Below are 12,635 nucleotides of genomic sequence, written 5' to 3'. Positions count from 1 at the left end.
CGTTGTTGAGTCTCTGACCTCGGGGTCCGTATGGTTGGCCCTCGACCGCCGGCGATGGCCCCCGATCGACCGGCCCGGTCGGACGGAAGTGTCGCACCCCAGCGGTAGAGCTGGGATCGGATCCGGCGCAGTGGAGGGGGTACCCGTGTCGGTCACCGACGACATGCGGGCAGAGCCACGCTCCGGTGGCGGCCAGCCACCCGCGCAGCGGGACGGCCAGTTCGACAAGACCCCGCCCCAGGACGTTGCCGCCGAGCAGTGCGTCCTCGGCGGCATGCTGCTCTCCAAGGACGCCATCGCCGACGTCGTCGAGATCCTCAAGACCAACGACTTCTATCGGCCGGTGCACGCCACCATCTTCGACATCATTCTCGACATCTACGGCCGGGGTGAGCCGGCCGACTCGATCACGGTCGGGGCGGCGCTGGCCGACTCCGGTGACCTGGTACGCATCGGCGGCGCGCCCTACCTGCACACCCTCATCGCCAGCGTGCCCACCGCCGCGAACGCCGCCTACTACGCGCGGATCGTCAGCGAACGGGCGGTGCTGCGCCGGTTGGTCGAGGCCGGCACCAAGATCGTGCAGCTGGGCTACGGCACCGCCAGTGGCGGCAGCCGCGACGTCGACGACGTCGTGGACCTCGCCCAGCAGGCGGTCTACGACGTCACCGAACGCCGGGTCAGCGAGGACTTCGCGATCCTGGCCGACATGTTGCAGCCGACGCTCGACGAGATCGAGGCGGTGGGGGCGTCGGGCGGCATGATGACCGGCGTACCGACCGGCTTCAGCGACCTGGACCGACTGCTCAACGGCCTGCACGCCGGGCAGCTGATCATCGTGGCCGGAAGGCCCGGTCTGGGCAAGGCGCTCGCGCTCGATACCCCGCTGCCGACTCCCGATGGCTGGACCACCATGGGCGAGGTCCGTGCGGGTGATCGACTACTAGCGGCAGACGGTAGCCCCACCACGGTCACACACGCCTTCGATGTCATGCACGACCGTCCCTGCTACGAGGTCGAGTTCTCCGACGGCACGGTCATCGTGGCCGACGCGGAGCACCTGTGGAAGACCACCAGCCGCGCGAGTCGGCGGCAGGGACCGGCGCGGCAAAGGCGGCACTGGCCAGAGTCCTCGCTGGCCAATCTACGTGCGGCAAACAAGAGGCTCAGCGCCTTGCAGAACCAGCCGATCACACTCTTCGACACGATCGAGCAGGTTGGGCCGGAGTTTCGGCATGTCCTGCACACCGTCGCCCGTGAGGTCGGGTCGATTGGCCGGATCAGCCGCCCTATCGTCCGTAGCGGCAAGCCACGGAACTTGGCTGCGCCCGGCTATCCGGCCGGTCCGCTTCTGGGCGCGCTTCTTCAACGGGCCGAGCGGGAGGTCAATGCTGACAGCCGGGCCGACCACGACGGTGTCGTGACCACTGCCGAGATCGCGGCCACGCTGCGTACTGCCACCGCCGAACGACGGCTCAACCACGCCGTACGGAACAGCGCTCCCCTTCAGCTTTCGGACCGGGAGTTGTTGGTCCCGCCCTACACGTTGGGGGTGTGGCTCGGCGACGGCCACACCGCGGCCAGCCGATTTACCACCGCCGATCCGGAAATGGTCACGCAGGTCGAGGCGGACGGCTTCGCCGTTCGGCCCACCGGGCCGATGGTCTACACCATCCTGTTGCCGCCCAAGCCTGCCGCTCGTGAAAACGGCTTCTGCGTGGACTGCGGCGGTTCGACCCGGGCGCTGCGTGAGAATCCAGCAACCATGAAGTATGCCGGCTGCCACAGCCGGAACGGATCTTTCCTCGGGCTGTTGCGTCAGATCGGGGTGGCGGCTGACAAGCACATCCCGGGCGGCTACCTGCGCGCCTCAGAGGCTCAGCGCCGAGCGCTGCTGGCTGGGCTGATGGACAACGACGGCACCGTCGCCCCCGCCGGCAACCTCCAGTACACGTCGACCTCGAAGCGGTTGGCGGAGAACGTGCGCGAACTCGTCGTCAGCCTCGGCTACCGCTGCACGGTCACCGCGAAGCCGGTACGCGGTCGCACCCCCGAGTCGTCCATCGCGTACACGTTGAACTTCTCCACGCCAGATGCCATCTTCCGGCTCAAGCGAAAGCAGGATGCGCACGCCGAACGCCGCCGCACCGCCTCCGACGTCCGGACGACCTCGCGGTTCATCGTCGACGTTCGCCCGGTGCCGAGCGTTCCGGTCCGGTGTGTCACGGTCGACAACCCCGACCATCTCTACCTGGCCAGCCGGGCAATGATTCCTACTCACAACAGCACGGCCAGCATGGACTTTGCCCGACATGCCGCGATTCGCGCCAACCAGGCCGCCGCGATCTTCTCGCTGGAAATGAGCAAGGTCGAGATCGTGATGCGACTGCTCTCGGCCGAGGCGCGGGTGCCACTGCACGTGCTGCGTAGTGGACAACTCTCCGACGACGACTGGACCAAGCTGGCCCGATGCATGGGCGAGATCAGCGAGGCGCCGCTCTTCGTCGACGACACGCCGAGCATGAACCTGATGGAGATCCGGGCCAAGGCTCGTCGGCTCAAGCAGCGGCACGACCTCAAGATGATCGTGGTCGACTATCTCCAGCTGATGACCTCACCGAAGCGCACCGAGAGCCGCCAGCAGGAGGTCGCAGACCTTTCGCGTGGTCTGAAGCTGTTGGCCAAGGAGGTCGAGTGCCCGGTCATCGCGGTCAGTCAGCTGAACCGTGGCCCGGAGCAGCGCACCGACAAGCGGCCCCAGTTGTCCGATTTGCGTGAATCGGGATCGATTGAGCAGGATGCCGACGTTGTCATCCTTCTGCACCGCGACGACTACTACGACAAGGAGTCGCCGCGGGCGGGCGAGGCGGATTTTATTGTTGCCAAGCATCGAAATGGACCGACCGACACCGTGACCGTCGCGGCCCAACTGCACCTGTCCCGTTTCGTGGACATGGCCATCGGCTGATCAACGCGGGGGCAGGTCAGCCGAGCAGCGGAAACCAGCCCGCCGACTCGCCCAACTCCAGCCGGTCCCGGTCGGTGAGCGGGACGCGCCCGGTGGCTTTCAGCAGGAAGTCGTGGTCGTTCCAGGCGGTGGGGCGAACCGTGTCGTCGCTGAGCAGGCCGTCCATGGTGGCCACCGCGACGCGTACCGCCAATGGGCCGGGCGGCGGCGCGCCGGGCAGGTCTGCTGTCAGGTCCAGGTGATGGACGACGGCCTCGGTGGTCAGGGTGGCGAGGAAATCCGGTACGCGCAGTACGTGCCCCTGCGTGGTCACGTACCCCTCGGGGTTGGCTGACGCGGCGGCGCGGACGGCCGCAGGGGCGGTCTCCCGCCAGAGCCGGACGATCCCGGTCGGGCGGTCGAACGCGGCGGCCGATCGGCGGACCCACCAGGCGTGCCGGGTGTCGTCGTCAGCGCTGGCGGGGAAGTCACGCCAGTAGCTCACGTCGTCGACGTCGGCGGGACCCTCGGCGGGGCTGGCCAGAGCGACAAGTGCCCGCTGGGCGTCGCCGAGCAGGTGGAGCAGCAGGTCCGCGACGAGCCAGCCCTGGCACCGGGTGGCTCGTTGCAGGTCAGCGTCGTCCAGGTCGCCGACCACCGCGGTGATCCCGTCGTACGCCTGGGCCAGCGCATCGTCCGGTCGGATCGCCGTCATGCGATTCAGCCTCGCATGGACCGTCCCGACGATGTGCCCGGGCCGATGCGTGGATCGACCCGGGCGGGCTGCCGGTCTCGGCTCAGCCGAACATGTCGTCGAGGAAGCCCTTGCGCTTCTTCTGTCGGTAGTGCCCGTGGTAACCCTGGTGCTGTTGCTGCTGGTGGCCGTAGGCCGGCGCCGGCGGGTAGCCGTGTGCGGGCGGGGGCGGCGGAACGGCACCGTAACCGGGCTGCGCCGGAGGCGGCGGGGGCGGGTAGCCGGCCGGCTGCTGGGCGGGCTGCGCTGGCGCGCCACCACCCTGTTGGCGACTCCAGTTGGCCTCCGCCTCGAACAGCTTCTCCAACTCGCCGCGGTCCAGGAAGATGCCTCGGCACTCCCCGCACTGGTCGATGACGACGCCGCTGCGCTCGTACTGGCGCATATCTCCGTGACACTTGGGACAGGTGAGACTACTCATCGCCCGACGGTACCCGCTCGACCTAGGCAGTTGCTGTGAGCGCCTCGGCGACTTCCTCGTCGGAAACTTCGTGGAAGTCCTCGTAGTAGACGCTCACCGCACCGAAATCCGGTGGGCGTTGGGTGCAGATGACCTGGTCCGCCTCGGCGGCGAGCAACTCGTACGCCTCCTGCGCGCCGACCGGGACCGCGACCACGACCCGGTGTGCCCCGAGTTGGCGGACGACCGCCACGGCGGCACGGGCGGTAGCGCCGGTGGCCAGGCCGTCGTCGACGATCACCGCGGTCCGCCCGGTGAGGTCCAACTGTGCGCGACCGCCGCGGTAGAGCCGCTCCCGGCGTTCCAATTCGGTCTGCTCCCGATGGCTGACCTCGGCGATGTCGTCGCTGCTGAGTCCGCTGGCCACCGCGTCGTTGAGCACCTGGACACCGCCCGGCCCGAGTGCGCCGAAGGCGACCTCCCGGGCCCACGGCATGCCGAGCTTGCGGACGACCAGCACGTCCAGTGGCGCGCCGAGCCGTTCGGCGACGATCCGGGCGACCGGCACGCCGCCGCGGACGAGGCCGAGGACGACGACGTCCGGATCGCCGATGAGTGCGGTGAGCCGATCGGAGAGCACCCGGCCCGCCTCGGCACGGTCGCGGTACGTCGTCATGTCTTCAGGTCTACGCCCTGACCGACCCTTCCGCCTGGCAGTTACGCCGAAGTGGTCCGACCGGACAGGTCAGCGGGGACCGAGGCGGTCGGCGTGTCGACCGGGCGGTGCAGGGCGGGTGCCCAGGTGAGCAGGGCCAACGGGTACAGCAGGTAGCCGAAGCGGGTCGAGGGCATCAGAGCGATGGCGACGAGCAGCCCGTACCCGCAGATCAGCGCGGTGGCGACGGCGGTGCGGGGCGGGCGGCGGGCGAGCCGGACGGCGATGGTCACGCCGGCCGCGACAAGTAGCGCGGCGGCGATCAGCCGGCCGGAGGGCAGGGCGGTGGCGATCAGGTAGCCGGGGAACGGCGACTGCGCGGGGCTGGTGACCAGGCCGTGACCGAGGGGGAAGCGCAGCACGTTCTCGGTCAGCGCGTCGCGGTCGACCAGCATCGCCGGCAGGAGGGCGGCGACGGGCAGGCCGATCGCGCCGGCGGCGACCCGAATGCCGGCGCGCCGGGTCAGGCCCCAGACGATCAGGACCAGGGCGACCGGCCAGGCGAACAGCTTCAGCGCGCCAGCAAGCCCGACCGCGAGGCCGGCCCGGCCCGGTCGGTCGGCGGCGGCGAGCGCGAGGGCCAGCAGGCAGAGCGCGAGTACGGGCAGGTCGTCGCCGCCGGTGGCGAGGGTGAGGGCGCAGATCGGCAGTACGGTGGCCGCCTGCACGCCCCGCAGCACCGCGGCGTTCCGCCGGTGAGCTGTGTCGGCGGTGGCGGCCTGGCCGGTGGTGCCCGGTGTTCTGCGCAGGGCGGCCACGGCGAGTGCGAGCGCCAGCGCGGTGCCCACCGCGAACCAGACGCGGGAGTCGGTCCACCAGGTGTCGGCGAGTGCTCTGGGCAGGCCGAACATCGCCATGCCGGGCTGGTACGGGGTGTAGCCGAGCAGTTGCTCGCCGGGTGGCAGGGCGGCTATCGCGTCGGGTCCGAGGTACGGCGTGCCGTGTTCGAGGAGGCGGATGCCGGCCTGCTCCACGACCAGCACCTCCTCTTGGGCCCGGTCGGTTCGCCCGCTGGCCCGCTCGATGCTCTGCCAGAGCAGGGGCAGCAGTGCGGTGCCCGCCCAGGCGAATCCGGTGACGGCCCAGCGAGCTGGCAGACCGACCAGCCGGGATGCCGGGGAGCGCCGACGCAGCAGGAGTTGAGCGATCGCCACCAGCGCCGCGACCAGGTACCCGACGGCGGCGACCGCGCCCCAGGCCCGGTGCGGCAGCAGGGTCGATGTGACCGCGGTGATCGCGGCGAAGATGGCAGAGACGGCGTAGAGGCCGAGGTCGAGGGCGAGCCCGCCGGCGGCGGTGTCGAGCGTCCGCCAGTGCCAGTGCCAGCGACGGCGGCGTGCGGTCGGGTCGTCGGCGATCACGGCGCCAGTCTGGCAGACCGGCCTGCTCCCGCACCGGGCCGCCAGATCAGGCGGGCAGGTGCGGCAGGCGATCGGGGCGGGAACGGCCGGCCTGGCGGCGGTTCTGGTTCAACCGGATCACCGCGCCAGCGTCGTGCAGCGGCGCGGCCAGGGCACCCGGCCGGCCGCCCGAACCGCGCTGCATCGCCGCGAGCAGGGTGCCGGCCGGCATCGGCCGGGCGAACAGGTGCCCCTGGCCGGCGACGCAGCCCAACTCCCAGAGGGCCCGCCGCTGTGGCTCGCTCTCCACGCCCTCGGCCACCACATCCAGGTCGAGACTGCGGCCCAAATCGAGCGTGGAGCGGATGACGGCGGCGGCCTCCGCCGAACTCTCCATCGTCGTCACGAAGCTGCGGTCGATCTTCAACTCGTGCACCGGGATGCGGGAGAGCAGGGAGAGCGAGGAGTAGCCGGTGCCGAAGTCGTCCAACGCCAACCGGACGCCCTCGTCGCGCAGCCGGCTGAGCACCCGGTCGACCACGTCGAGTTGGCTCAGCGTCAGCGTCTCGGTCAGCTCCAGCACCAGCCGGTCCGGCGGTAGGTCGTGGGCGCGCAGGCGGGCCAGCACCGAGCCTGGGAAGCGGGCGTCGAGCAGGCTGCGCGGGGACACGTTGACCGCGACCGGTATGTCGAAGCCGGCGTCGCGCCAATTGGCCGCCGCGATCAGCGCCTGATCGAGGATCGCTTCGGCGAAGGCCGGCAGCAGGCCCGAACGCTCCACCGCCTCCAGGAAGCGCAGCGGGTCGATCATTCCGTGGGTGGGGTGGTGCCAGCGGGCCAGCGCCTCCGCGCTGGTCACCTCACCGGTGGCCAGGTCGACGATCGGTTGGAAGTTGACGACGAACTCGTGGTCGGCGACGGCCCGTGGCAGGTCGCCCCCGAGGGTGAGGCGGCCCAGGTCGGCGGTGTCCCGGGTCGGGGCGTACGTGGAGATCCTCTGCCCGGCCCGCTTCGCCTGGTACATGGCCACGTCCGCGCGGCGCAGCAACTCGGCCATGCCACCGCTCGACGGGGCGACGGAGATCCCGCCGCTGGCCTCGACGCTGATCCGCATGCCGTCCAGCTCGAACGGCTCATGCAGAGCCGCGAGCAGTGTCTCGGCCCGGTGCGCGGCCACCGCCGGGGCCGGCAGCCCACGCAGGAGTACGGCGAACTCGTCGCCGCCGAGACGGGCCACCAGGTCGCTCGCCTGGGCGGCGCCCCGCAACCGGTCGGCGACCTGCACCAGCACCTGGTCACCAGCGGCGTGCCCGAGCGTGTCGTTGACTTCCTTGAAGTGGTTGAGGTCGATCAGCACCAGCGCGGTCACCCCGTCCGCGTGCCGGGCGCTCAACTGCTCGGTGCCCTCGTCGAGGAGGTGCCGGCGGTTGGCCAGGCCGGTCAGCGCGTCGTGCGCGGCCGCGTACGCGTGCTCGTCGGCGACCCGGGCCAGCTCGGCGTACGCCTGCGCGTTACGAACGGCCGTGCAGAGCGCGGACGCGAAGGTACGCAGGGTGTACTGCTCCCGCTCGGAGAGCTGCACGGGGCCGCGGAAACGCAGCCGCAGCACGCCGACATCGACAGTCCGGTCATGCCCTTCCAGCGGTGTGGGGACGATCGTGCCGTCCACGTCGGTGGGCGTACCGGTCGGACCGTCGAAGGTGATGCCGCCGGTGCCACCGCGTACGGTGCGACCGCCGTCGTGCAGCTCGATCTCGACCTCGTCGGCGGAGAACAACTCGGCGGCCTGGGTGACGGCGGTGGTGAGGACGTTGTCCAGGTCGACCACGTTGAGCGCGTCGGTGGTCCGGGCCAGCCGCTGCCACGCCTGCTGTTCGGTGCGCCCCCGGATGCGCGCGGAGTAGGCCAGGTGCAGGCTCAGGACCAGGGGCGGAACGGCGAGCAGTAGCCGTTGATCCGCCTTGAGGATGATCAAGGTGAGGGCGGCCACCACGAACCGGACGGCGAATCCGGCTAGCCGTAGGTCGAGGTGATTGCGGAACTGTCGGGCGATCCGAGTGCCCGACGCCAGGGCGATGACCGGTATGGCCAGTAGATCATCGAGTACTGCGGCGGCAAGGTAGACCACCCCGAGCAGTATGAGGTGGTTCCATAAGCCGTCCGGTGGCCAGCGCTGGCCGAGGAGCATGATCACTAGAGTGGCGCCACCCGCCACGAGAGTGTGTTTGGCGATACCGAAAGCCGTTTTGATGGCAGTCAGCCGGTTGAGAAGTGAGACGCAGGCGATGCCGACGCCCGTGGACAGAATTACCCAGGGTGACGGGGCGAGAGCTAGCCCGAGAACAATGGCCGTCTCCACCCAGGCGAACGAGAAGGTCGTGGATCTGATCCGGAGACGCGCCTTGACGACTGCCCCTAGTGCGATCATCAGGACGAGCGCCGAGATCGTTGAGACGTCTCCTGCGCTGTCGGGCACGTTGCGTCTGGTCGCGATTGCTGCTGTCACGGCGACGACGGTTGCCAGCAGCACCAGCACTCCGACGAGACTGAGCAGGCGTGGGTCGAATCCCGTCTGACGACGCGTCGTCCGGCTCACTCAACCTCACCCGTAACCCACCGTCGGTGTCCGCTGACGGGCAGCGTACCGCTGTGTCGTCGAGGTGATAAGGAATCAGTCCCATTCGGTGCTGCGCATCTGGCATCCCTTCAGCGTCGAGGGTTTGCATCGGGCTGAAGCTGGACTAGTCCCACTCGGTGCTGTTGCGCATCGTTCGACCCCCCTGCCACTACGGATCGCCCTCTAGGACGCCATTCGTTCGTAGGCAGAGAGTAGGGAGGTTCGTGTGCAGGAAGGAATAATTAATGTCGGTATGCGCAACATTAGCCAAGCTAAGGCGGATATGTCACTTTCTGTCCACACCCCTGAGCGGAGCGCTCAACTCTTCATACCGATCAGCCGGGATGGACCGACCATTGATGCCGCAACTTGCAAGGCGTACTCAGTGTCGCGGAGCCCAGCTCCCTGGTTCATCCGCACTTCGGGCCACCTGTCGAGGCGAATCGGATCGTTCGTGAGGAAGCGCCTGGAGCAGATCATTCCAGGTGGAGCTAAGGCTTGCGAGGTAGGCCGGTTGAGCTGGCGACCGTAAGCTTCGGTGCGTGATCGACTGGATACGTCACTGCCATTGAGGTAGGGGGACGGGTGGAGATTCGAGTTCTTGGCGGCCTCTCGGTGCAACTCCCCGCCCGCACTTTGCACCTGGGCACGCCAAAACAGCAGGCAGTCTTCGCGATGCTCGCAGTTCAGCCTGGCCAGCTGGTGACTTTGGAAGATCTTGTCGATGAGTTATGGCCCGATTGCCCTCCGCAATCCGCAGTCGCGAATGTGCGGACCTACGCCGCCAATCTGCGCCGAGGCTTCGAGACTTTGCAGCCTGGTCAACGGGCTATCGTGCGGCAACGCCACGGCTATCGGCTCGTTTTGCGGCCCGATCTGATCGATGTCTCTCTCTTCGAGACGGAGCGTCGCGCAGGTCGGGACGCCCTGACGACCGGAAATCTGGACGAGGCGAGGGAGCTATTGGGCCGCGCCTTGGCTCGGTGGCATGGTCCGATGCTCGCCGGCATCCCGCTCGGACCCGTCCTTGCCGCCCGAACCGTCGCGACCGAAGAGGAGCGGCTGTTGACCGTGGAGCTTCTCGCCGACGTACAGCTGAGATCGGGCCGGGACGACCTGGCGATTCCGTTACTGCGTGAAGTAGTGGCTCGACATCCCCTCCGCGAGCCGGCCTACGTCCTTCTCATGCGGGCTCTGTACGAGCGCGGGGACAACGTGGAGGCGCTGGCGGCGTACGACCAGATCCGGACAAAACTGATCACGGAGTTAGGAGTAGATCCCGGGGGCAACATCCGAGAGTTGCGCCGGTCGATTGTCGCGGCGGTGTCGCGCCCAAGCTCGGCCCGCGTCGTCGTCCGCGATGGGGGAACCAGCCCAGCGGGTTCCGTAGCGGGCGCGGTTGGTGCGGTCGCCGAACAGGCGGGTCGGGTCGACCCCGTGGATCACCTTCCCCGGGCGGTCACTGATTTCGTCGGGCGGGAGGGTGTGTTGTCGCGACTACTGGCGGAGACCCGAAGGGTCGAGGAACGAGTGTCAGCCGTGCACATCATCGACGGGATGGCGGGCAGTGGTAAAACGACCCTCGCCGTGCACCTGGCGCGCCGGCTGTCCGACCGATACCCGGATGCCGCATTGTTCATCGACCTGTGTGGGCATGGCGAGAAGAGCCGGGTGGAGCCGGCGAGTGCCCTGGTCACCCTGCTTCGACAGCTCGGCGTGCCAGCCAATCGCGTTCCAGTCGAACTCGACGCCAGAGTTGAGTTGTGGCGACAGGAGTTGGCCCGTCGGCGGTCAGTGATAGTTCTGGACAACGCAGCGAGCAGCGAGCAGATCATGCCTCTCTTGCCGGCCGAGCCGACGACCGTCGTGCTGGTGACCTCGCGGCGACGTCTGTCCCACCCGGATGTCGGGCCGTCGCAGACGCTGCCGGTCATGAGCCCTCAGGAGAGTGTGGATCTCCTTGGCTTGAGCGTCGGTCGGGTCAGGGTCGAAGCGGAGCCGGAGGCTGCCTCTGAGGTGGTCCGGCGATGTGGGCACCTTCCCCTGGCGATTCGGCTGGCCGGTGCCAGACTGGCCCATCGGGGCGGCTGGCGGTTGGCGGACCTTGCCGAACAAATGGCTGGCGATCCCCTGGTGCTGCACCACCTAGCTCAGGAAGAGAGCACTGTCACCGGCGCCTTCGCCGCTTCCTATGAGCCTCTCCCAGATTCGACTAAGCGTGTCTTCCGGTTTCTGGGTCTCTATCCCGGTAACCGCTTCAGCCTGCCTGCAGTCGCCGCACTGACTGGCCTGACGGTTGCGGAAGCTCGTGCGGCGCTCGAGGACCTCGTCGACAGGAACCTGGTGGAGGACCTGGACTCGACGCGATATCGACTGCACGACCTCATGCGCCAGTACTCCGTCGAACTGGGCTTACGCATTGACTCCCCCAACGACCGAAGGCTCGGACTGGCACAGCTGTTCGGCTTCGTGCTGGAGGCCGCCTTCAGGGTCGCCGAGACACTGGAGCCCGGCGTCATCAGGTCCCAGGTCAATCACCTCCCGTTCGGAAGGCCTGAGCTGGTCGAAGCCATCGGCGAACTCACTGCGGACTGGCTGGAAACGGAGCGAGCAGACCTGGTCAGGATGGTGTTGTCGGCGCTCGAGTCGGGCTTTCACGAGCACTCGTGGCGGCTGGCTCGTGCAATCTGGCGGTTCTGCTATATCCGCGGATACTTCGAGGACATCATCCTGACCCACCGCCATGCCCTGAGCGCGGCGGAGGCAACGGGAGAAATCGAAGCGATGGCGTTGACGAACAACTACCTGGCCTCCGCCTACGTCCGCACCGGGGACAACCGGGGGGCGCTTGACCACCTGACCCGTGCGGTCGACCTCTCCCGCAACTCGCCGGATGTCCTGAACGCGGCGCGATACCGCGCCAACCTCGCCGCTGTCTACTGGTGGAGCGGTCAGCTGACCGAGGCGGTGACGCTGGGCTTCGACTGTCTGCGGGATTGCAAAGTGTATGGAAACGTCGGGGTGCCGATGCTGCTGCCGAATCTTGGTTTGGCGTTGACGTCGCTGGGTCGCTACGAGGAGGCGCTACGGCTGCACCGCCTGCACCTGGCGTGGGCCCGGACGAACTCCGACGAATTCCACACGCTCAACGCACTCAGCCACATCGGCGCCGTACGCATCCGCATGGGTGACCTTCCGCAGGCAATCCGGATCCTCATGGCCTCGTTGGCGCTGCGCGACCGCACCGGCCACCGGTATGCGGAGGCCGAGGTGCGCAACGACCTCGGGATCGCCTACCGCGGTCTGGGCCGTCTGGTCGAGGCCCAGCAGGAGCATGAGGTGGCCCGGAAGTTGTCGATCGGTTCTGGGGAACGACACGTCGAGGCAGCTGCGTTGAACGAGCTCGGGCGCACCCTGCTGGCGCAGGGGCGGGGCGGCGAGGCGGCCGACATGCACCGGGAGGCGTTGCGGTTGGCGACTCGGATCTCACACCCGTACGAGCAGGGACGAGCCTTGGCCGGGCTTGCCGAACACTTCGCCCGCGTCGACTCGGCCGAGTCCCGGCGGCACTGGGAGCGGGCGTTGGCGATCTTCCGGCGGATGGGTGTGCCGGAGCGCTTCGAGGCCGAACGCCGTCTCGTCGAGTTGGGTTGACACGCCGTGCACGCGGGGCGCTGACCAGCAGGGACGGCGCTTATCGATTTCTTATCGCCGAGCCGGGTAGCTTCTCGGCCGTATCGGCGAACGGGGGAGGTTCTGCCCTCTGGGCAGAACCGGGTCGTCGACACGCACCCGCTGCCGGGTCCCCCCAGCGACCTCGGCGGCGGGTCGGTGAGGAAGGAGTGGCGTCCCGCCGGTGCGC

Annotated in this window: 7 protein-coding genes; 2 read left to right on the top strand and 5 right to left on the bottom strand. The window is 68.6% G+C overall.

Annotated elements, in window-relative coordinates; translation table 11 throughout:
- The first annotated feature begins 145 nt into the window (after positions 1-145).
- Complete coding sequence (dnaB, locus tag PCA76_RS32430; protein WP_442930184.1) at positions 146-2,968, top strand: replicative DNA helicase; 2,823 nt, start codon at positions 146-148, stop codon at positions 2,966-2,968.
- A gap of 16 nt (positions 2,969-2,984) precedes the next feature.
- Here dnaB and PCA76_RS32425 read toward each other — a convergent pair whose 3' ends face one another.
- The 5 genes from PCA76_RS32425 to PCA76_RS32405 all read right to left on the bottom strand — a co-directional run bounded on the left by PCA76_RS32425 (position 2,985) and on the right by PCA76_RS32405 (position 8,752).
- The gene (locus PCA76_RS32425) at positions 2,985-3,662 is read right to left on the bottom strand and encodes a maleylpyruvate isomerase N-terminal domain-containing protein (protein ID WP_272614335.1); all 678 of its coding nucleotides are present in this window, start codon (positions 3,660-3,662) and stop codon (positions 2,985-2,987) included.
- A gap of 82 nt (positions 3,663-3,744) precedes the next feature.
- Positions 3,745-4,122 carry a TFIIB-type zinc ribbon-containing protein gene (locus tag PCA76_RS32420; RefSeq protein WP_272614333.1) on the bottom strand — a complete coding sequence of 126 codons (378 nt, stop codon included), beginning with the start codon at positions 4,120-4,122 and terminating at the stop codon, positions 3,745-3,747.
- A gap of 22 nt (positions 4,123-4,144) precedes the next feature.
- On the bottom strand, positions 4,145-4,777 hold the full coding sequence (locus PCA76_RS32415; protein WP_272614331.1) for a phosphoribosyltransferase: 633 nt from the start codon (positions 4,775-4,777) through the stop codon (positions 4,145-4,147).
- A 41-nt stretch (positions 4,778-4,818) separates the two neighbouring features.
- Complete coding sequence (locus PCA76_RS32410; RefSeq protein ID WP_272614329.1) at positions 4,819-6,177, bottom strand: glycosyltransferase 87 family protein; 1,359 nt, start codon at positions 6,175-6,177, stop codon at positions 4,819-4,821.
- Positions 6,178-6,223: 46 nt separating this feature from the next.
- Positions 6,224-8,752 carry a putative bifunctional diguanylate cyclase/phosphodiesterase gene (locus PCA76_RS32405; protein WP_272614327.1) on the bottom strand — a complete coding sequence of 843 codons (2,529 nt, stop codon included), beginning with the start codon at positions 8,750-8,752 and terminating at the stop codon, positions 6,224-6,226.
- A gap of 606 nt (positions 8,753-9,358) precedes the next feature.
- Between PCA76_RS32405 and PCA76_RS32400 the strand changes: the two genes are divergently transcribed.
- A complete protein-coding gene (locus tag PCA76_RS32400) occupies positions 9,359-12,427 on the top strand; it encodes an AfsR/SARP family transcriptional regulator (RefSeq protein WP_272614325.1) in 3,069 nt (1,022 codons plus the stop codon).
- Positions 12,428-12,635: the final 208 nt, after the last annotated feature.

It is taken from the genome of Micromonospora sp. LH3U1, assembly GCF_028475105.1.
In the GTDB taxonomy this organism is placed as follows: domain Bacteria; phylum Actinomycetota; class Actinomycetes; order Mycobacteriales; family Micromonosporaceae; genus Micromonospora.
The sequence above is the reverse complement of the archived record's forward strand: the minus strand, read 5'-3'. Positions and strand labels throughout refer to the sequence as shown.